Annotated in this window: 20 protein-coding genes; 7 read left to right on the top strand and 13 right to left on the bottom strand. The window is 41.7% G+C overall.

Annotated elements, in window-relative coordinates; genetic code table 11:
• Window positions 1–149 precede the first annotated feature (149 nt).
• Entirely contained in the window at window positions 150–1,754 is a 1,605-nt protein-coding gene (locus tag AC504W_RS25165; protein ID WP_494874963.1) for an ArnT family glycosyltransferase, read from the bottom strand.
• A gap of 147 nt (window positions 1,755–1,901) precedes the next feature.
• Here AC504W_RS25165 and AC504W_RS25160 point away from each other — a divergent pair, with 147 nt between their 5' ends.
• On the top strand, window positions 1,902–2,555 hold the full coding sequence (locus AC504W_RS25160; protein WP_494874962.1) for a class I SAM-dependent methyltransferase: 654 nt from the start codon (window positions 1,902–1,904) through the stop codon (window positions 2,553–2,555).
• 321 nt (window positions 2,556–2,876) lie between these two features.
• Here AC504W_RS25160 and AC504W_RS25155 read toward each other — a convergent pair whose 3' ends face one another.
• On the bottom strand, window positions 2,877–3,092 hold the full coding sequence (locus AC504W_RS25155) for a high light inducible protein (RefSeq protein ID WP_494874961.1): 216 nt from the start codon (window positions 3,090–3,092) through the stop codon (window positions 2,877–2,879).
• Window positions 3,093–3,255: 163 nt separating this feature from the next.
• Here AC504W_RS25155 and thyX point away from each other — a divergent pair, with 163 nt between their 5' ends.
• Window positions 3,256–3,978 (top strand): FAD-dependent thymidylate synthase, encoded by a 723-nt coding sequence (gene thyX / locus AC504W_RS25150; protein WP_494874960.1) that lies wholly within the window; start codon window positions 3,256–3,258, stop codon window positions 3,976–3,978.
• Window positions 3,979–4,069: 91 nt separating this feature from the next.
• Here the strand turns inward: thyX and AC504W_RS25145 are convergent, their stop codons facing one another.
• From AC504W_RS25145 to der, 8 genes are all read right to left on the bottom strand, one after another.
• Window positions 4,070–6,742, bottom strand: a complete 2,673-nt coding sequence (locus AC504W_RS25145; RefSeq protein ID WP_494874959.1) for a DEAD/DEAH box helicase — start codon at window positions 6,740–6,742, stop codon at window positions 4,070–4,072.
• Between the two features lie 210 nt (window positions 6,743–6,952).
• Window positions 6,953–7,765 carry a pyrroline-5-carboxylate reductase gene (proC, locus tag AC504W_RS25140; protein WP_494879466.1) on the bottom strand — a complete coding sequence of 271 codons (813 nt, stop codon included), beginning with the start codon at window positions 7,763–7,765 and terminating at the stop codon, window positions 6,953–6,955.
• A gap of 91 nt (window positions 7,766–7,856) precedes the next feature.
• Window positions 7,857–8,453 (bottom strand): cell division protein SepF, encoded by a 597-nt coding sequence (locus tag AC504W_RS25135; RefSeq protein ID WP_096580981.1) that lies wholly within the window; start codon window positions 8,451–8,453, stop codon window positions 7,857–7,859.
• Window positions 8,454–8,815: 362 nt separating this feature from the next.
• Complete coding sequence (locus AC504W_RS25130; protein WP_494874957.1) at window positions 8,816–9,484, bottom strand: YggS family pyridoxal phosphate-dependent enzyme; 669 nt, start codon at window positions 9,482–9,484, stop codon at window positions 8,816–8,818.
• Window positions 9,481–9,759: a transcriptional coactivator PipX gene (gene pipX, locus AC504W_RS25125; protein ID WP_096580977.1), complete on the bottom strand. Its 279-nt coding sequence runs from the start codon at window positions 9,757–9,759 to the stop codon at window positions 9,481–9,483. The genes AC504W_RS25130 and pipX overlap by 4 nt, the downstream gene beginning before the upstream one ends.
• Window positions 9,760–10,167: 408 nt before the next feature.
• Window positions 10,168–11,670, bottom strand: a complete 1,503-nt coding sequence (locus tag AC504W_RS25120; protein ID WP_494878758.1) for an anthranilate synthase component I — start codon at window positions 11,668–11,670, stop codon at window positions 10,168–10,170.
• A 14-nt stretch (window positions 11,671–11,684) separates the two neighbouring features.
• Complete coding sequence (locus tag AC504W_RS25115; protein ID WP_494879465.1) at window positions 11,685–12,617, bottom strand: energy-coupling factor transporter transmembrane component T family protein; 933 nt, start codon at window positions 12,615–12,617, stop codon at window positions 11,685–11,687.
• 76 nt (window positions 12,618–12,693) lie between these two features.
• On the bottom strand, window positions 12,694–14,055 hold the full coding sequence (gene der, locus AC504W_RS25110) for a ribosome biogenesis GTPase Der (RefSeq protein WP_096580971.1): 1,362 nt from the start codon (window positions 14,053–14,055) through the stop codon (window positions 12,694–12,696).
• Between the two features lie 218 nt (window positions 14,056–14,273).
• Here der and AC504W_RS25105 point away from each other — a divergent pair, with 218 nt between their 5' ends.
• The 3 genes from AC504W_RS25105 to AC504W_RS25095 all read left to right on the top strand — a co-directional run bounded on the left by AC504W_RS25105 (window position 14,274) and on the right by AC504W_RS25095 (window position 15,561).
• Complete coding sequence (locus tag AC504W_RS25105) at window positions 14,274–15,068, top strand: metallophosphoesterase (RefSeq protein WP_494874955.1); 795 nt, start codon at window positions 14,274–14,276, stop codon at window positions 15,066–15,068.
• Between the two features lie 104 nt (window positions 15,069–15,172).
• Window positions 15,173–15,340 (top strand): DUF6888 family protein, encoded by a 168-nt coding sequence (locus AC504W_RS25100; RefSeq protein ID WP_494874954.1) that lies wholly within the window; start codon window positions 15,173–15,175, stop codon window positions 15,338–15,340.
• 14 nt (window positions 15,341–15,354) lie between these two features.
• On the top strand, window positions 15,355–15,561 hold the full coding sequence (locus AC504W_RS25095; RefSeq protein WP_494874953.1) for a DUF6887 family protein: 207 nt from the start codon (window positions 15,355–15,357) through the stop codon (window positions 15,559–15,561).
• 212 nt (window positions 15,562–15,773) lie between these two features.
• On the opposite strand, the gene AC504W_RS25090 is transcribed toward AC504W_RS25095, so the two are convergent.
• Both AC504W_RS25090 and AC504W_RS25085 read right to left on the bottom strand, forming a co-directional pair.
• Window positions 15,774–16,229 carry a cupin domain-containing protein gene (locus AC504W_RS25090; protein WP_494874952.1) on the bottom strand — a complete coding sequence of 152 codons (456 nt, stop codon included), beginning with the start codon at window positions 16,227–16,229 and terminating at the stop codon, window positions 15,774–15,776.
• 3 nt (window positions 16,230–16,232) lie between these two features.
• Window positions 16,233–17,024: a cysteine hydrolase family protein gene (locus AC504W_RS25085; protein WP_494874951.1), complete on the bottom strand. Its 792-nt coding sequence runs from the start codon at window positions 17,022–17,024 to the stop codon at window positions 16,233–16,235.
• A gap of 82 nt (window positions 17,025–17,106) precedes the next feature.
• On the opposite strand from AC504W_RS25085, the gene AC504W_RS25080 reads away from it, so the two are divergent.
• Window positions 17,107–18,510 (top strand): amidohydrolase, encoded by a 1,404-nt coding sequence (locus tag AC504W_RS25080; RefSeq protein WP_494874950.1) that lies wholly within the window; start codon window positions 17,107–17,109, stop codon window positions 18,508–18,510.
• Window positions 18,511–18,614: 104 nt separating this feature from the next.
• Here the strand turns inward: AC504W_RS25080 and AC504W_RS25075 are convergent, their stop codons facing one another.
• Entirely contained in the window at window positions 18,615–18,884 is a 270-nt protein-coding gene (locus AC504W_RS25075) for a peptidase (protein WP_494874949.1), read from the bottom strand.
• Window positions 18,885–19,113: 229 nt separating this feature from the next.
• Between AC504W_RS25075 and AC504W_RS25070 the strand changes: the two genes are divergently transcribed.
• A complete protein-coding gene (locus tag AC504W_RS25070) occupies window positions 19,114–20,322 on the top strand; it encodes a NupC/NupG family nucleoside CNT transporter (protein WP_494874948.1) in 1,209 nt (402 codons plus the stop codon).
• Window positions 20,323–20,329 lie beyond the last annotated feature (7 nt).

Genomic DNA, 20,329 nt, shown 5'->3' with positions numbered 1-20,329 from the left:
CCAGCAACGCCAGCACACCTTCAAAATATTCATTTTATTCAGTAAAATCAAACACTCTTTTTTTTCAATTCCATAAACAAAAGTAATTAAATGTAGAAAAATCATCAATATTTTAATTACTGTCTTAATTCTGATTCCTCAATTCTTTTTCACAAAACTTGAATTAACTGATAGCCTTCCACTGTCCCAACAATGCGGTAAGGACGAGATAAATCAGGAGAACTTTGTAAATATATCCAAGCGTAGCTAGAAGCTGGTAGTTGAGAAATTGTATCTAGACTTTTTCCGTGAATAGGTGTGTAAAAATTTAAGAGAACAGCATTTTTCCCATCAAGCTTGACAAAGTAAATAGGCTGACTTTGCAGAATTGAGGCGATCGCAGGTTCTTGAAAAAACTTTCTAAACGCTGGGTTATAATCACCAATTAATCCCAAACTACCCGCCACAGCTAAACCTAACCAACAGGGAATCAACCAACCAGCTAACCAATAACGCGCCGTGAGAAACGTGTAACCAAAGTGGTGACGACAAATCCACACGACAGGTAAAATTAACCAACCTAACCCGACAATTAAGCCAAAGGCTGCATACTTACTAATATCTGCATTACCCCAAATTAAAAGGTATATCCCTGCTAACAAAAGTAAAATACCTAATCCGCCAAAGCCATAACTCAAGTTACGAGGAAGGTTTTTGGGTGGTTGTGTCTTCTCATAAGCTTTGCCTAACCAATTTAAACCCAAAGCTGCTAACAAAGCAATAAAGGGATAAAGACTAAGACTATAGTGCGATAAACGGGTTGAGAAAATACTTAATTCTGTAAATAAAACTATCGGAAAGCCAACTAATAATAAATGATAATTAGGGATTGGACGACGGAATGCTACAACCAAACCTAAAAGACTAAAAAATGTCCAAGGAAATGCTTTTAAAGGCACATTCCAAAAATAAAATATGATACCGTTTCCTTTTCTTTCCTCAGAACCGAGTTGAAAAACAAACTGTAATAAAGCTTCTAAACTATTACTGCCATAACGCAGCCAACTCAACCATAGCCAAATCAAAGTCGGGATAAAACCTAATATTAAACCTAAATAAAAAATGGGGCTACTAAGATGACGGTGGCGGCGATGTTCACCAATGAGATAAGGCAATAATGCTATTGCTGGCAAAAAAATCATAAAGCTTCTGACTAAAAAGCCTAACCCTAAACATAAACCCGCTATAAATTGCCAAAATTTAGCATATTTTGGTTGTGATTCAGCTTTAAGTAAAGAAAAAATTGCTAATAAAACTAAAAAAATCATCGGTACATCAGGTGCGCCTAAACGGCAATATTGCAACCAAAGAAACTCTAAACTCAAAATTCCAGCAGCTAACCAAGCTAATTTTTGATTGAGGATAATTTTCCCAATTTCATATATTAAGAATAAGCAGAATATTCCAGCGATCGCACTGGGAATTCTTGTACTAACTTCACTCATACCAAATAATGTATAAGCACTGGCAATCAGCCAATAAAAACCAGGGGTTTTATGATGCACAGTCCCCCACGGGGCTATCCAGTCACCAGAATCAAACATCCGCCGCGCCCGCCAAGCATAAAGCCCTTCATCATGCGCCATCAGGCTATTTTGTCCAGAAGTAAATAATAATAAAGGCAGTAGCCAAATTAACAAGCTGATATAAGGAAATGCGGCTGATAAGCGAAATTGTCGCCAAATAGATTGCAACAAATGTGATTTGTATAACATGTAATTAAAAATTTTCTAGCTTGATTCAGTTGAGTGCTGTTAAATTTATTGATACTGATTTTATTAAAATATGTAACAGAATCCTTGTGCAGAAGAATACCGAAATTTGCACCAAGTTTGTCAAAAACTTTTCCAAAATAGACATTTATGCCACTTAGTCCAAATCAACGCGAAAAATTAGATAATACCGATGATCAGCTATTTTATGCCTATCCCCGGTTTGTGACTCATGTTGATGATGGGTTTATTCAACAGTTAACAGATTTATACCGCGATCGCCTCCAACCCAACACCCGCATCCTTGATATGATGAGCAGTTGGGTATCTCATTTACCAGAAGAAATAAAGTTTGCCCATATTGAAGGACACGGACTCAACGCTGAGGAACTAGCAAGAAATCCCCGTTTAAATCATTACTTTGTCCAAAATCTCAACGAAAATCCCCAAATACCCCTACCAGATCAAGATTTTGATGCGGTTCTCATCTGTGTTTCTGTGCAGTACATCCAGTATCCCGAAGCCATATTTTCGGAAATTCACCGCATTCTCAAACCCGGTGGTATTGCAATTATCAGCTTTTCTAACCGGATGTTTTTTCAGAAAGCAATTCAAGCTTGGCGTGATGCTTCCGAAACCACCAGAGTCGAACTAGTCCAGCACTACTTCACCTCAGTACCTGGATTTACCACTCCTGAAGTGATTGTTCGCCAATCAACAACGCCTTATTTCTTACAGTTGATGGGTATTGGTGCTGGAGATCCCTTTTATGCTGTGATTGCTCATCGCAATTCCAACTCATAATTTGACATCAAAAACAAAGAGACGGGAAATTTCCCGCCTCTTTAAATAAATGTATGAAAAATTGCGTTTTAAAAATTTAGTGATGCCAATAGCCTAGTACAACAAGGCAAAAGTAAAAGGTCAAAAGGAAAAATGAAGAATTGTGATAACACAAGCCTTTTAGCAATTCCCGATGGTCACTGAGCATACTTGTACTGAGCGGAGCCGAAGTAGTCGAAGTGTGGTCTGTTTATTTACGCCGACCTGTACTAGTTAGTTAGGACATCGATAGATAATCACAATTAGACATCAAAAAGGCTCTTAACTCTTTAACCTAATCTATTACAGGCTAGATAACAGTCCCAAAATACCCTGTCCTGTGAATACTTCTAACGCTATCAGCGCGATAAAACCAATCATTGCTAAACGACCATTGAGTAATTCTGAATATGGTGTAAAGCCGGTGCGCTCGCCTTGTTCATCTACATAAATTTTTGGCTCAACCGCAAAGTTGTTCATTTTGCCCTGATCATCCACAATCGAACCACTACTACGCATGAACTTTTCCTCAATTACTTGATAATGTAAAGAAGTGTAACTTTTAAATTAACTTTTGTAAAGTATCTGAGTCTGCCCAAAGTTATATGATGGTGGATTGAGTTTTTAGCCATGTTTCATACACAGGCTTTCATCCTCCTTTTTACCCAGTCTGAGAAAACCCATGCAGCGATTCCGAGTAGAGGTTATTACCAAAACACCAAATCCGCAGCAAGTGATTTATGCTGCGATGCACCAAGACTATACCGACGCATTTGTGGTTGATGAACGAGACTCATGGCCTTCGGAATCACAATGCGGCGAAGTGATTGTTAAACGATTGTTAGCAGGGGAACGAGGACACTACGGGCCGCTAGAACATCCCCAAATTGTCTTCAACTGCGGCTATTTTCCGCACAGCGTCATGCAACAGGCGCGTACTCATCGCGTGAGCGTGAGTTTTGATGTCCAATCTTTTAGATATACCGGGAATCAATTTATACAAGTTATAGAAGGTAAGAAAGATATAGAAGATGTATTCTATCTGCGTCCTGTGGGTTATTACACAGATAGACAAGGCAAGAAATATTACTACTCACCAGAGCAACGTGCCGCAGATTTAGATTGGTGTATGGAAGCGGCGAAACGATATGCAGCGAGTTTTGCGGCAGGAATGTCTGAAGAACACGCTAGAGGGATAGTACCGTTTGATTATCGCCAACATTTTGTAGTGAGCTTTAATCTCAGGTCATTTCTGCATTTTTGTGACTTGAGAAATAAAAAAGATGCTCAACTGGAAATTCAGAAATTGTGCGAATTAATGTGGCCGCATTTTGCCGAGTGGACACCAGTGATCGCACAATGGTATGAAAAGCAGCGTTTAGGTAAAGCTCGATTAGCACCTTAGTAGGTATTGGGGCAGGGAGCAGGGCGCAGAGGGGTAATATATTTTCCCGTATGTGTATCAGCTATTCCCACTCCCTACTTTCTAGTTCAAACTACTCAACTACCTCATTCACCGGGAATCTATCAATTAATTGCATCGCGCGGTAAGCATTCCGCTGCAAAATTTCTGGTAAATGGGGAACGTGGGGAATTTGGGATAATAAATCCAAAGTGCGGCGTAAAATTCTTACCACATCGCCTTCGTCTAAGGTTGTGTGGCTGCATAGTTCTGTCCACTCCATACCTAATGCCCACTTTTCGACAATGGCAATTAGCTCAAATTCTAACCAGATTGGTAACGCCACATTGTATCGCCGTTGCAGTTGGAACATTTGACGGCGGATACCCCGCAGTTTTGCTAAAGCCTCGGCTACTTCCTCACTCAAATCAAAGTTGACTCGACTATCAGGACGTGGGGTTTCTGTGACTAAAGCGGCTATGGCTGCGGCTAAATGGTGGGGATCTAATTGATTAAGTTCACCACTGGCGAATACTAAACCTAGCCATAGTTCATTTTCTCCCCGAATAGCTGCGGCGATTCGCCCTAATTCTGTGGGTACTAGGTTATCCAAACAGCCGAATTGTTGCAAAATCGTAATTAAATTGAGAAATTCTTCCCAATGACGTTGTGATTGTTGTTCGACTTGCTCTTGCAATTGTTCAAGTTCGGCTTCGAGTTCAACATAACGCGCTCGACGTTTAAAAATTGTTGAGGCATTACCTGATTGTCGCAGAGGATGATTTTCTATTTGTTCTTCAATGGCGCTAACGCGGCTGAGTTGTTCTGTTACTTCTGGTGACAGGTGCAGAGGTTCTCCAGGTTGGGGAATGCTTTGGGCGATCGCAGCTGTTTGTTCATTCCCACGGTAAGATTGTCCTGGCTTGAACAGCAACTCTGGGGGCGGTAACATATCTGCTGGCACATCTAGCCGGGGCATTTCCGCGTGTAAATTCATCACATCTTCCGTTGTTGCCACATACCAACGGTTATCTTGCCCTAAACAGACAAAATAAGGTGCTTGTGCTAAACCAGGACTTTTGCCAACTAAAACTGCCGTTATGGGTGTAGATACTGTAATATTTTTTCCTTTGAGACTTAACAGTGTTCCAGAAACAGCAAAGCCCAACATCATTACCAATTCTTCTTGGCGATCGTCTTGGGCTTGTTGTTGTAGAGTTTTTAATAACTGGCGTTCTACTTTCAGACGTTGCCGCAATTTCTCATAAACGGCGATTTCATTTTCATCTACTGCGGCGATTTGTTCCTGGAGTTGGGCTAGTTGGTCTTGCAGTTCGGCAATCTCGTCGTATTCTGGTTTGAGGTGCAAGTTAGCTATATACTGCCCAAAACTGCGTTCTACTAGTTCTCTGGCTTGCTCTATGGTGTGAGTTTGCAGTAAGTTCAGCACCATACCATAACTAGGTGTAAATTGGCTAACTAAGGGGTCTGCCTTAGAGGTAGCCAGATACGCTGCTTCTTTAGCTCCTTCAAAGGGCGTTTGGACTGTCACCACATAACCTTGTTTATCCATACCTCGACGACCCGCCCGGCCTGCCATTTGCAGAAATTCCGAAGCATTTAATAAGCGGTGTCCGGTATCGGTACGCTTAGACAGGGTGGAAATAACTGTGGTACGGGCAGGCATATTAATCCCTGCGGCTAAAGTTTCAGTCGCAAATACCACCTTAATCAATCCCTGCTGGAATAGTTCTTCCACTAGCACTTTCCAAGCAGGTAAAATCCCTGCATGGTGGGCTGCAACCCCGCGATAAAGGGGGGCAATTTGTCCCGAACGTCCAGCTTCAGGGTTACGGTTTAAAAAATCGTCGATTTGCTCGCGTAATATTTGTGACTCTTGGCCATTAACTAACCATAAATCACCTACTTCTGCTACGGCTTTATCGCATCCCCGGCGACTGAAGATAAAGTAAATGGCAGGAAGCATATCTCGTTGTTGTAGCTGGCTCAAAGTATAGATGATGCCAGGGGCTTCTGGTCTGCCGTTTTTACCTCTATCCCCTTGTCCTTTGCGGTGTTTTTTAACTAGGCGGGGATTAATTTTGTTTTTACTCTCATTCAATAAAGGAAACAGACCTTTGGGATTACAAAAGTGAAATTCCAAGGGTACTGGGCGAAAATCAGAATAAATCAGGTCGGTGGGGCCGTGGACGTGATTTAACCAATCTGTTAGTTGTTCGCTGTTGGCAACTGTAGCGGAGAGGGCTACTAGTTGGACTTCACGAGGACAGTAGATAATTGATTCTTCCCACACTGTACCGCGTTGGCGATCGTTCATGTAGTGGCATTCGTCTAATACCACTGCTTCTACGTCTACCAAGGAAATGCCAACTTGCCCGATGGGTGTGCCATAGAGCATATTGCGAAAGATTTCTGTGGTCATCACCAGAATCGGTGCATCTCTGTTAATTGACGCATCGCCAGTTAACAGTCCCACCAAATCGGCACCAAATTTTTCACGGAAATCGCGTAATTTTTGATTCGACAGCGCTTTCAGGGGCGTGGTGTAGAATACACGTTTTCTTCGCGCTAGGGCGCGATAAATAGCGTATTCTCCGACTAAGGTTTTGCCCGACCCTGTGGGCGCACATACAACTACGGAGCGTCCAGCGTTAAGGGACGCGATCGCATCTTTCTGAAACTGATCCAGATCAAAGGGAAATATCGACCCTAAGTTAATTTCTGGAGACGGTGCGGGATAATTCACTCAATCACATTTGCAACCAGACTGTTTACTATATTAACGGGTCTTTTGTCAACTTCGGCAATAATCATTATAGACAATAGGCAGAAGGCAGGAGGCAGAAGGCAGAAGGCAGGAGGTGAAGCAGTCGCAGTCTTGGCGCTTTGCGTCGATTGCGAACTGCTGAACCTGGAGGGCAGGAGGATGAAATTTCATACTTCACACTTCATACTTTTATTTCCCCAATTCTTGCGATCGCACTGTGGCGGCTTTGACTGCTTCAATTAAAGCCGAACGAAATCCAGCTTTTTCTAATTGGCAAATCCCCGCAATTGTTGTCCCGCCAGGACTTGTAACTCGGATCTTCAATTCTGCTGGGTGCATTTTACTGTTGTGCAGTAATTGTGCAGTTCCCAAAACAGTTTGTAGGGCGAGTTGATTGGCAATACCTCTGGGTAAGCCTGCGGCGACTCCACCATCGGCTAAGGCTTCTACTAAAATAGAGACGTAAGCGGGGCCGCTACCAGATAATCCCGTGACTGCATCCATTAAGCTTTCAGAAACTTCCACCACTTCTCCCACTGCGGAAAATATTTGCAAAGCTTTTTGGTGGTGTTTGGCGTTGGTGTATGCGCCTAAACAAATTGCTGTGATCCCTGCTCCCACTGTGGCTGGGGTATTAGGCATGGCTCTAATAACTGGGAGTTGGGGAAATGCTGCTTCTAGGTGATGTAAAGGCACTCCGGCCAAAATCGAAATCACCAAAGGTGAGTGTTCTACCGAAATAATATCTGCTAATTCTTGGGCGATCGCGCTAAATACTTGCGGTTTTACAGCTAAAAATATGACTTCTTGAGCTTGTCGAAACACCAAGCTGTTATCTGCCGTCACAGTTACATCATATTGCTGTTGTAGAAAATTTTGCCGCGCCCCTTGGGGTTCACTAACGATTACTTCTGAAGGTTGGTAGATGCCATCTGCAATGAGGCGGGATAACAGCGCTTCTCCCATTACCCCACCACCAATTAAGCCAAATTTTTTAGTCATTAGTTCATGGTCAATAGTCCATAGTCAATAGTCTAGAGTCAAAAACTGTGGACTCTGAACTTTTGACTCTGGACTATTAACTAATTTAAACTTATTGTGCCATGCGGTTAGGTTCATTTCCCCAGTTGGGAGTGGCAGTTGGGGCAGTACGTACAGGACGCGCCGGTGGTTGTGGTACTTCATGAATAACTCCACCTTGGGTGCTGACTTGCACACAGCTTGGCGTAAACAAAAAGATGCTTTCTCCAATCCGTTCTTGATGTCCATCTAATGCGTAAGTTCCACCAGCAACAAAATCAACGGCACGTTGTGCTTGATCTGGATCCATGATTGTCAGGTTGAGTACGACTGACTTCCGCTCACGCAAGGCTTGAATTGCCTGGGGCATTTCTTCAAATGTACGAGGCTCAAGTACTAATACTTCCGAAATCCCGTTCACTGCTCCTGGCATACCAATTACGTTCCCCATCGTAGACTTTGATCCTGTTGCTACATCATTACCCATTGTAGACATGGGTTCCCGCCAACGTCGATTTTGTGTAGTAGCTTCTGCGGGCGCAGGTTGAGGATTTTCCTCTTGATACAGATTTTGGTAGTTATCCGTTTCTGCTTCTTCTTCGTAATATTCGTATTCTACCTGCTCGTTTAGCCCTACGAAGTCTCGAAGTTTAGAAAAAATATTGTTCATTTGGTACGCTCCTGATGCAAATTACCTTTATCGATTTGGCTGTTAGTTGATGTAGCCACTAAAGATCACTACAAGGGACGGACAATCTAGTAATCTTATCGTTGTTTGTAGCTTCTATTACAACTATGGATAATGAACTGACGCTTTTGTAAACGCCTGTACCTTAACCTAGATACAATAATGAGTCAAGATTATATCCCAAAGATTTTAGGATATAAAGCTTAATTACAGGTTTTTTTGATTATTCGTTACTTTTTTTAATATTTTTTTAGTGTTTTATTGTACCAGTAGTCTAGGAAAATTATCTGTATTTTCTACCTAGAGCTACTGCTACAAATGGTGAAGAATGGCTGTCCGAGAAATTAATGGCGATCGCCAAATAAAATAGTTCCCAATCTTACCATCGTTGCGCCAGCTTGTACTGCCAGTTGATAATCGCCAGACATACCCATTGAAAGATGCTTTATGTGAATATTTGGCAAGTTTTGTAACTGGATCTCTTTAGCTAACTGGTAAGTGCTATTAAATACATTCATGATTTCCGCTTCCGTCAACTCTAGAGGCGGAATTGTCATCAATCCCTGAATTTGTAAAAACTGGCACTGGTTGAGTTCCCCTAAGTCAGCCAGTAATTCTGGAACGCTCCAACCAGACTTTTGCGGATCGGGAAGTATTTTCACTTGCAGACACACTTTTGGGCTGATACCTAGCTGCTGCGCTAATTGATTTAAGCGCTGTGCCAGCTTCAAATTATCGACAGAGTGAATCCACTCAAATAATTCCAGTGCCTTTTTGGCTTTATTACTTTGTAAATGTCCAATAAAATGCCAAGTAATATCTGATAAGTCTTGCAACTGAGTTTGTTTACTGGCTGCTTCTTGGATGCGACTTTCGGCAAAATCACGAATTCCGGCGTTGTAAGCTAAACGAATTACCTCCGCCGGAACCTGCTTACTGACAGCAATTAACCTGACAGATGTGGGCAGTGAGGAGCGAATATAGGCAATACGTTCGTCAATCGAACTACTCATTGGAAGGTGCGTTGGAAAACACTCTGAAGCTGATCGTACTCCTGAGATTGACCATTGCGTCGCAGGGTACGCAAACGATTTTCCAACATCATGCGCGCCTCTGTGCGTCCAATGGGTTGAAATTTAATTCCTTTTACGTCGTTTGTGACCAGAAAAAATAATCTTTGGGCATAAAGTGTAGTGAACATATCTTGGTTATCGTCAACCATACAGATTCGATAAAGTAAGCCCCAAGTTGGATGATTTATGTAAATTTCGGAGGTTTCTGAAGTCATTTAGGAATCAAGGTAGGAGTATGAATATTTATTCGTAGTTCTAGATAAACATTCAGACGATGATCATACTATTCGTCAGAATATTTAGTTAAAACTACTCCAATTGAGTAACTTCTGCCATTACATAGCAGTTATGAAATCATTAATTTGATGCCTACTAGGCAAATGAAGCTAATAGTTAGGAGAAGGTAAAGGCACACAAGGGTTGATGAGACTTGGATAACTCGGACTTATTGGCGATGGATAACACAAAAAATATCTGCCTTTTTGTTTGGTTTTGCCGATCGCCAAAAGATTTACCCTCTAAAGTAATAGCCAAGGCTGACTTGCAAATTGATGTTAGCGTTGGCTTCTCTCCATGTTGCCATAATTATGATTTTGTGGCACAAAATAACCAACAATTGCCAACTACTGGTAATTTAGGATTTTTAGGGCTGCTAGTTGTGCCTGTGCTTTGTGCAGAGATTCATACCATTCTTTTTCAGGATCACTATCTGCCACAATACCTGCTCCCACTTGTCCCCAAACTGTGTTGAGTGCTGAGTGCTGAGTCAGAGATTCTTCCCCTGCCCCCTGCCCCTCAACTGAAGATGCGGGTGCTAATAGCAAGGTACGAATCAGGATATTTAAGTCTAAGTTGCCGCGCCAGTCGAGATAGCCGCAGGAACCGTAGAATAGGCTACGCCGAACAGGCTCTAGTTCTTCGATGATTTCCATGCACCGCACTTTTGGACACCCTGTGATTGTGCCACCAGGAAACATGGCACGAATTAAATCAACAGCGCTCTGGTCGGATTTTAAAGTACCTTTAACGTTGCTGACAAGGTGCATAACGTGGCTATAACGCTCAATTGTGAGCAATTCATCAACTTTTACTGTTCCCCATTCACAAACTCGCCCTAAATCATTGCGTTCTAAATCCAGCAGCATGATGTGTTCTGCCTGTTCTTTGGTGTTGCTGAGTAGTTCTTGTGCCAGTTGATGATCTTGTTCTGGGGTAGTACCACGCGATCGCGTTCCGGCAATTGGTCGAGTCTGGGCTTGCTGATTTTGTAACAGCACCAAGCGTTCTGGTGAACAGCTAACTACTTCACCCCAAGGAGTCTGCCAGTAGCTGGCAAAAGGTGAAGGATTGATTTTCTGTAATGTTTGGTAAATTGACCAGCCAGAAGCCGTTGTAGATGCGGCAAATCGTAAAGAAAGATTCGCCTGAAAGATATCTCCAGCCTGAATATATTTTTTGGCGCGGTTGACGGATGTTTCATAATCTGACTGCGATGTGAAGAACTCAGGGGCAAAACTGATGGGTTGATCTTGTGAGGCGGTAACTTGGTAGAGTGAATCCCCTGATTTTTTCTCTTCTAAAAGAATTTTTAACCTATCTACATCATTAATGTCACTACCTGCTATCCAAAGAATTTGTTCAACATGATCCAAGACGGCATAAGATTCTGGTTCATACCAAAAAGCTACGGGGAAGGGTAAGGTATCAGATTTAGCAAAAGGTAACTGTTCAATTTCCCAAGCCACATCATAACCAAGCCATCCTAACCAACCACCTGTGAAGGGGAGATGAAGAGGGAAGGGGGCAGGGGGGCAGGGGGGCAGGGGGGAAGAGGATGAGTTAAATATTTGTTCTCCTACACCCCTACTTTGTAGCAACTTTTCCAAAAATGGGAAAACCTTTCCTAATTGTGGTGTCCACATCTGCGGTACGCCATCCACTATCCTAGGAGCGCCTGCACAGATAGAATAGCGACTGAGTTGGGGTTGTTTCGTTGGGTTTGGGTAGGGACTTTCTAGAAGGGTAGCGATTCCTGATGGTGTTGTTGGGAGAAATAAGGCTGCGAAAATTTCCGCGCCAGTACGATTTTCTAAGGGGAGCGATCGCCAATGCCAAGGCTTGGTTATCATAAGTGAACAGCTTAAAATTTATTACCAGAAATTACCCGCACTCCCCAGAATAAAGTTAAAGTGGCGATCGCTAACCAATCCCATCTTTTGAGTCGTAATTCATGCCACTGAACTTTGTGTTCGTTAGGGCTAGTAAAACCACGCACCATCATGGCATTCGCCATTTGGTCTGCTCTTAATAGCAAATTTTCTAACAGTCTTTCTGCGACTATCATCCACACTTTGACTGCACCTTTCAACCCCAGTTTTTTCCAATTAATTGCCCTGATCATCACAGAACGAATCAAGTTCTGGACTTCTTCTAAAACTAGAGGAATAAATCGCAAGGATAAAGTTAAGGTCAAGGTAATTTCTGTTACAGGTATCTTGAGTCTGCGTAAGGGCTGCATAATGCTTTCAATCGCCGCCGTAATTTCTTCTGGTGCAGTTGTCAACAGATACAAGTTAGTACTATAAATTACCGTAAATAAAATTGTACTCAGACGTACTGCTAAATCTAAGGAATGTCTGGTGATTTTCACTGGCCCTTGGTGAAATAGGACGTATGAGTATTTTTTAGTGCTGAGTGGGGAGTGCTGAGTGCTGTTAGCAGGGCGTTCAGCCTGTGTTGAGTTAGGAGTTAAGATTTTTTCATTAGCTGGGAGACGAGGCTGATAACTTACGCCTAAGCCATCAGGGCTAACTGCGGCAATAAATAAAACTAAAACTGTGAGTGTTAATAACCAACCTAATTGTTGCTGCCAAACGCGGCGGGGAATTTTGGCAAATAAGGTAAAAATAATCAACAGCATGACTAGCAAGATGCGCCATTCATTAGTCGCAAAACTATAACTAGTTAAAAAACTCATCAACCAAGCAATTTTGACGCGGGGATCAAGTTTATGCAGCCAAGTTTGCGGTTGTTCTAAGTATAGGCCTAGTGGTAGCGATCGCAGTAAATCCATGTTTAGTCAATAGTCATTGGTCATTAGTCATTAGTCATTAGACAAAGGACGAATGACTAATGACAAGCGACAAGTATTACACGCGAGTTGCGCGGTTGACATTACCACTTTCCATGTCGCGGACTTTTTTACTCCGCCAGAGTAGACGAATGGGTGTACCCTTAAATCCTAGTTGTTGACGGAATTGCCTTTCGATGTAGCGACGGTAGTTGTCGTTAAAACGTTTGGCTTCGTTGACAAATAGGGCAATTGTCGGTGGTTGGGTGGTTACTTGTGTACCATAATAAATTTTGCCTTGACGGCCACCGCGTGAAGTTGGTGGTGAGTGCCATCTGACAGCTTCTTCTAAAACGTCGTTAATTACTGATGTACTCACACGGCGTTTGTGTTCGACTGCTGATTGATTTACCAACTCTAAAATCTTTTCGACTCTTTGTCCTGTTAAGGCGCTGACAAAGATTGTTGATGCCCAGTCGGTAAAGTGTAACCGTTCTTGCAGAGTTTTTTCATAATCGTAGATAGTGTGGGAGTCTTTTTCAATGGCATCCCATTTATTCACCACAACGATGCAAGCTCGACCATCTTCAATGATCCGCCCTGCTAATTTTTGGTCTTGTTCGGTCACTCCGTCAAGGGCATCTATGACTAATAAAACTACGTCAGCACGACGAATTGCTTTGAAAGCGCGGTTAATGCTGAAAAATTCCGTCCCGTAGTCGATATTTTTCTTTTTGCGAATCCCAGCGGTATCAATGAGGCGATATTGTTGCCCATCCCGTTCGATAAACGTGTCAATGGCATCTCGCGTTGTGCCAGAAATTGGGCTAACAATGGCTCTTTCTTCACCGACAAAAGCATTCAATAAACTTGATTTACCCACATTTGGCCGTCCAACGATCGCCACTTTAATTTCGTTGGTTTGTGGTACTTCTGTAACAGTTGGAATGTATTTAATTAACTCGTCGAGTAAATCTCCTGTACCGTTGCCATGAATTGCAGAGATGGGGTATGGTTCTCCTAACCCCAGTTCCCAAAATTCAGCAGCTTGTATTATGCCTTGTTCTGGAGATTCGCATTTATTCACAGCCAGCAGTACAGGTACTGGTTGTTGACGTAACCATTCAGCGATTTCTTCATCTGCTGGCGAGGGGCCTGTTTGACCATTAACCACGAAAATTGCCGCAGATGCTTCTCGTAGGGCTGCTAGTGCTTGTTGGCGAATTAAGGGCAGAAATTCGGTGTCATCGTTAAAGACTAAACCACCTGTATCTACCACTAAATACTCGCGATCGTTCCAATAAGCAGGCATGTAAGTGCGATCGCGTGTCACACCTGGTTCGTCGTGGACAATCGCCGTTTGTTCCCCAGCGAGACGATTAACCAGGGTGGATTTGCCGACATTCGGTCGGCCGATAATTGCAACAATTGGCAGTCCCATAAAACCAGGAGTAGAGAAACAGATAGTATATCACATCTATTTATTCTATCGATTTTAAGACTATCTTAAATTTTCTCTGGCAAAAGAAAATTAAACCAAAAATCGCAAATATCTGTAAAAAACTTGGCAATTAAGTCGAAGGAGATTGTGCCTTGAGAACTCGTAAGTGGTTGATAAAAGCCAGCAGATCAGCCTTTCGATGTATACGATGGTGCATATTGTTTGGCTTTTGCACTTTACTATACGCCCAGTTAATTGAACCAAATTGGATTGAAATTAATTCTTTACAACTGACATTACCCAACCTCGCATCAGAATTTAACGGCTATCGCATCGTGCAAATCAGCGATATTCACCGCGATAGATGGATGAGTCCGCAACGTTTAAATCGGATAGTCCGGCTTGTTAACCAACAAAAACCCGATTTAATCGCCATTACAGGTGATTTAGTTACACGCCATTTATCAAAATTAATTCCTTCACTGGCAGATTCTTTAGCGCACTTCACACCCAAAGATCAAACTGTAGCAGTATTAGGTAATCACGACTACGAGAACGATACTCCAGGAATTATCAAAGCAATCCAACAAAGTAACATTGTCTATTTAGGTAATGATATTTATACCCTCAAACGAGGTAGGGCAACGCTGCATATTGCAGGTGTAGATGATGTACAGATGGGGAAAAGCCGCCTAGATTTAGTGATGCAGCAGTTACCCAAAGCAGGCGCAGCAATATTGTTAGCCCACGAACCAGACTTTGCGACTACCAGTGCTGCAACAGGGCGCTTTGATTTACAACTTTCAGGACATTCTCACGGTGGACAGATACGTTTACCGTTCATCACACCGCCTATACTCCCGCCTTTTGCCAAAAATTATTACTTGGGAAAATATCAGGTAAAAAAGATGTTTTTGTATACCAACCGAGGCTTAGGTATGACAGGTTTACATCTGCGGTTATTTGCCCGTCCAGAAATTACTGTGTTTACTTTGGTTGCGCCAAGATATTGAAAAAGTGCAGAAAGGCAATCCTTTTTTGGGTGCTTAAAATACTGAAATGAGAAAGTAAACCACAGTTTATAGGCTAAACTTGGTATGTTATCAGGAGTTTCATCTTGCCTACGCAGCAACAGCTAGTAACCGCAGCATTCCTTTGTCAGTCACTTTCTCATCTTTACCAACCAATCCAGATTTTTCGCTATGATCCGAGGTTTAAGACGATATACATACAGGCTGGAGTGAATGATGATATTGCTCTCGTAATTGATGAAGATGGAAGTTGAGAGTTTGTTCTATAATGCTGAACCTATCTGAAATGACAAATACAGAGCTAAAGCAATACATTTCTGAACATCGCAATGATGAAAAGGCATTTCAAGCTGCAATGGAAGTGTTAATGAGCCGTCGCAATCCAGCTAATCGCCATCCCTACCCTTTTGAGCTAGAAAATCCTGAAGTAGAAGTGGAAGCTCTTTTGAGAGAAAAGCTTAATCCGGTTGAGTAACTGAGTTAGAAAAAATCATTGTGGTTTATCCTGACTATTATGAGCTAGGAAGACATCAAACTGTGCTTAGTTAGTAAAAAAAATTTTAGGTTGGGTAAAGGGAAGCGGAACCCAACCAAATTCTGAGAATCTTGGGTTTCACTGCGTTACACCTAACCTACCTTTAATGAACTGTTTTATTCGTGTCAAGCCATTACAGTTTTCTGAATTCTTCAATAAGGCATAAAGGTATCTAACCTGCCAAATACTGCCATATCTTCTGCATCTAATTCTACTGGTGTGCCACTGCGAATTAATTCGGCAAAATCTTCATTAGGAACCATAATTGTCAATGTATACAAGCGACTAGAACCTGTATTTTTAATTAAATGTGTACCTGTAGGCGGCACTAGTAAACTATCTCCGGCTTTAATGGCAACTTGTTTACCATCACAAATAGCCACTCCTTCACCTTTGAGGACAAAAAACATTTCAACTGCCCATTGATGGCGATTGGGTGGAGTTTTGCCTCCGACATCAAAGATTTCTATACAACAAGTTAAAGAAGTGTTAGCGTTGGTTGAATCAAAGATAATTGCTAACCGATTGGTATCATGGGGAGTAATGCGGTATGCTTGATAATCTTTAGGAGATTTAATAACAGGAATTACGCAACGAGTAGAGTGCATTGATTAACTTCCTCCTGTTAATTCAGGGTGATTTAAAGCGGTGAAAATTGCTTGTGAGTCGGTGACAAAACCAAAGCATTGTTTGACATTATATAAAGTTGCCAACCAACAATAATCAGGTGAAGTTGTTGCCGTACAATCTTTAATTAAAATGCAGTCATATCCTAAAAAATTGGCATCACACAGTGTAGTTAATACACATTGATCAGCATTCACACCAGCAAAAAATATTGTAGTAATTCCCAAATTTCGCAGGATACTATCTAAGGGCGTGTCCCAAAAACCACTCATACGGTATTTGTCTACACGGATATCTTTGGGTAACTGTGGTAATTCATCAACGACAGCCGCCGCCCAACTACCTGCCATCAATACCTTAGCACCGTTTTGCGGTAAAGGATCGCCTAAACCCACACCATCACCAGTAGGGTTGTATACATGACGGGAAGCCGCACTGATATTGAGTAAGTCGGGACGATTACCCCAATTTATCCAAATTACGGGTACGTTAACATGACGCAGTTTAGGGAGTAAATTGTTTAACGGTTCAATTGGTTTACGTGCGGGGGTGACATCCACGCCAATATGCGCCAACCAGCCATCAGGATGGCAAAAGTCGTTTTGCATATCAATAACGAGGATGGCAGCTTTTGATAAATCAAGGCGCAGGGTTTTCGTTTCGGTTGATAAAATAACGGGTTGTGGGGTTTTGGGAGGACGCGTAATATCTGCGATCGCATGATCTACCATCCAAGCATTTGGCGCAACTCCCAATGTCCGCAGAGGCTGATTCATAAATTGCAACACCCAACACCTTTTTCTATTTTGTAACTTGAAATGTAGTAGAGCGTTCAATTACTTAATCAAGGTTTAACTCGTGAACTTTACTATTCAAAATGTTTTAATTGCCACTAATGATGCTTATACAACCAAAGATGTGCAGGTTGTAGCGGGTAAAATCTCTGCTATTGCGTCTAATTTGGATGTTGTGGGGACATCTGTTAACGGGGAAAATAAACTGCTATTACCCGGTTTTGTCAACGCCCACACCCATTCTTCCGAAATGTGGCAACGGGGAATTATGTCGGTTTTGCCTTTAGAATTATGGCTGGCGGAACTGTATGATTTTGCCCCTTTGGACACCGAAAAAGTTTACCTCAGTGCGTTAGGAACGGCGGTGGAAACTTTACTGTCAGGCGGTACAAGTGTCGTAGATCATCTGGTGTTAATTCCGGGACAAGAGTTAGAAACCATCGCTACCGCAGTTCGCGCTTACCGAGAAATTGGGATTCGGGCTTTTATTGCACCTTTAATTCAAGATGAATCTCTCACAGCAGGTATTCCCTCTGGGGAGACAGAACGCAATCATGAACCGTATTTTCGCTCAACTGCGGACACTCTAGCAATTATCGAAGAAGCGGTGAGACAGTTTCATCGCCCAGAGGAAGGTATGAATATTTTAGTTGCACCCACAGGAATTCAGCTGTGTAGTGATGCTTTGTTTACTGGTTGTATTGAATTGAGCGATCGCTATAATTTATGTCGTCACTCGCATTTACTCGAAACCAAAGCCCAAGAGAAACTCGCCCAAGAAAAATACGGTTGTAGTGCTGTTGAACATCTGAAACGCCTTGGGTATTTAAGCGATCGCACTTCCCTCGCCCATTGTGTTTGGTTAAATGATATTGATATTGAAATTCTTGCCGCAACTCAATCTACCGTTGTTCACAATCCTTTAAGTAATTTGCGCTTAGGTAGCGGTATTGCACCAATTTTAAAATATCGCCAAGCTGGGGTAAATGTGACTTTTGGTTGTGATGGTGCTTCGAGTAATGATTCCCAAGATTTATTAGAAGCTATCAAAATTGGTTCTATTCTGCACAACACCACAGACCGAGATTATCAACATTGGATTACACCCCGACAATCTGTAGAAATGGCAGCTTTAGGTGGTGCAAAAGGCTTAAATATGGTAGATCAAATTGGTTCTTTGACTGTTGGTAAACAAGCTGATTTAGTGCTTTATGACTTGACAAGTTTATCATTACTTCCCCGTACAGATCCCATTGGTTTATTAGTTTTAGGACGACCTACCAATGCTGTTGATAGTGCATGGGTGAATGGCAAACAAATAGTCGTTGCTGGTAAAGTTAATACCATAAATGTCGATGAATTACGGCAAAAATTATTTCAGCTAAGTCAATGGGATACACAGCGCAAGTCGCAAACTGTAGCAGAAATTGAAGCCCATTATCGCACTGTGATGGGTTTAATAAACTAATATGTCTCATGCAAAGACGCAAAGTTTTTTTAGCGTCTTTGCGCCTACTCTGCGAGAACGGCTTCCCTACGGGACGCTACGCGAACGCCGAATGCGCGAAATTATTATTGTGAGGCGCGTTGGCGGAATAAACCTGTCATACTTACACCAGTAATTAACAAGCCAACTAAGCCTAACCCGTTCAAGATGGGGTAAATTTTCTCTAAATGAATGATTTCTAATGTATGCAGTCCTAAGAGAAATTCACCTAATTCATCTTGGTGTAACCATTCATGGGCTATAGTAAAGCCCATGCCAGTTAATACAGTTAAAAATAAGGGCAAACATAGAATAATGGCTATCTGGCGATGGTAGCGCCGAAACATTCGATTCATAAATAGTTTTTCAATAAAGTAAATTTTAGGGTATCAGTTTTAGCATCGTTTTAAGCCGGAAGTTTTATTACAAATTCTAAACCTTTGCTTTGTATAGAGTTTTATTCTCAAGTGGCGATCGCATTTTCGTTTAATACCGAGACAACTTAACTACAAAAAGTTAAAAAAGTTACATTTTTATGTATGCTTGATAGCCAAGTATCATTGCTGTACATTTTTGGAAATCAATATGGAACGTGCTATTTCTTTCTTGGGAATATTAGTATTTATTGGGATATCTTACGCTTTGTCTGTTGAACGTCAAGCCATTCGTTGGCGAACAGTTGCTTGGGGATTAGGATTAGAGTTTATTTTTGCCTTAATAATTTTGAAAACACCTTGGGGTTTAAATATCTTTAAATCGTTAGGAGATATTGTCAGTAATTTTTTAGCTTTTTCTGATGTTGGTGCAAAATTTGTCTTTGGAGAAAATTTTAAAGACCATTTATTTGCCTTTCAAGTACTGCCGACTATTATCTTTTTCTCTGCTTTCATTAGTGTCTTATATTACTACGGAATTTTGCAGCGAATTGTCAATATCCTGGCCTGGGTGATGATTAAAACAATGAAAACATCAGGCTCCGAGTCTTTATCTTGTGCAGGTAATATCTTTTTAGGGCCAACAGAATCTGCACTGATGGTTAAACCATACATAGGAAGTATGACTTTATCAGAACTCCATGCAGTGATGACAGGAGGTTTTGCCACAATTGCTGGTGGAGTTTTAGGCGCTTATCTTTCCTTTGGTATTCCTCCAGAACATTTAATTGCAGCTTTTTTTATGACTGCGCCAACATCGTTAGTTGTGTCCAAATTAATGTACCCAGAAACAGAAGTTTCTCAAACAGCAGGTCAAGCAAAAATTGATGTAGAAACGAATTATGTTAACGTTATTGATGCTGCTACGTCAGGAGCAATTGACGGCGTAAAATTAGCAGTTAATGTCGGCGTAATGATTATTGCCTTTTTAGGATTACTCGCCGCTTTCAATGCTTTATTAGGATGGTTGGGTTCTTTGGTTAATTTACCCCAGCTATCTTTGCAATTAATATTATCAGTTATTATGGCTCCCATAGCTTGGTTGATGGGTGTACCTTGGCAAGATTGTCAACAAGTAGGGGCGCTCTTGGGAACAAAAACTATTTTAAATGAGTTTATTGCTTTCTTAGATTTAAAACAGCTAATTCAAGACGGCAAAATTTCGCAACGAGCCGTAATTATTGCGACTTACGCATTATGCAATTTTGCTAATATTGGCTCAATTGGAATTACAATTGGTGGATTAACTGGTATGGCTCCTCACCGCCAGCATGACTTAGCTAACTTGGGTGTAAGGACAATGATTGCTGGACTATTAGCAAGTTTTATTACTGCTTGTATTGCCGGAATATTAATTTAAAAAATTG

It is taken from the genome of Nostoc sp. C96 (genome assembly GCF_059384975.1).
This window is presented reverse-complemented; position numbering and strand designations above follow the sequence as displayed.

Coding starts and splice junctions, on each gene's coding strand:
- AC504W_RS25165 (WP_494874963.1), bottom strand. CDS start 1,754: ATGTTATACAAATCACATTTGTTGCAATCTATTTGGCGACAATTTCGC.
- AC504W_RS25160 (WP_494874962.1), top strand. CDS start 1,902: ATGCCACTTAGTCCAAATCAACGCGAAAAATTAGATAATACCGATGAT.
- AC504W_RS25155 (WP_494874961.1), bottom strand. CDS start 3,092: ATGCGTAGTAGTGGTTCGATTGTGGATGATCAGGGCAAAATGAACAAC.
- thyX (WP_494874960.1), top strand. CDS start 3,256: ATGCAGCGATTCCGAGTAGAGGTTATTACCAAAACACCAAATCCGCAG.
- proC (WP_494879466.1), bottom strand. CDS start 7,765: ATGACTAAAAAATTTGGCTTAATTGGTGGTGGGGTAATGGGAGAAGCG.
- AC504W_RS25135 (WP_096580981.1), bottom strand. CDS start 8,453: ATGAACAATATTTTTTCTAAACTTCGAGACTTCGTAGGGCTAAACGAG.
- AC504W_RS25130 (WP_494874957.1), bottom strand. CDS start 9,484: ATGAGTAGTTCGATTGACGAACGTATTGCCTATATTCGCTCCTCACTG.
- pipX (WP_096580977.1), bottom strand. CDS start 9,759: ATGACTTCAGAAACCTCCGAAATTTACATAAATCATCCAACTTGGGGC.
- AC504W_RS25115 (WP_494879465.1), bottom strand. CDS start 12,617: ATGGATTTACTGCGATCGCTACCACTAGGCCTATACTTAGAACAACCG.
- der (WP_096580971.1), bottom strand. CDS start 14,055: ATGGGACTGCCAATTGTTGCAATTATCGGCCGACCGAATGTCGGCAAA.
- AC504W_RS25095 (WP_494874953.1), top strand. CDS start 15,355: ATGCTGAACCTATCTGAAATGACAAATACAGAGCTAAAGCAATACATT.
- AC504W_RS25090 (WP_494874952.1), bottom strand. CDS start 16,229: ATGCACTCTACTCGTTGCGTAATTCCTGTTATTAAATCTCCTAAAGAT.
- AC504W_RS25085 (WP_494874951.1), bottom strand. CDS start 17,024: ATGAATCAGCCTCTGCGGACATTGGGAGTTGCGCCAAATGCTTGGATG.
- AC504W_RS25075 (WP_494874949.1), bottom strand. CDS start 18,884: ATGAATCGAATGTTTCGGCGCTACCATCGCCAGATAGCCATTATTCTA.
- AC504W_RS25070 (WP_494874948.1), top strand. CDS start 19,114: ATGGAACGTGCTATTTCTTTCTTGGGAATATTAGTATTTATTGGGATA.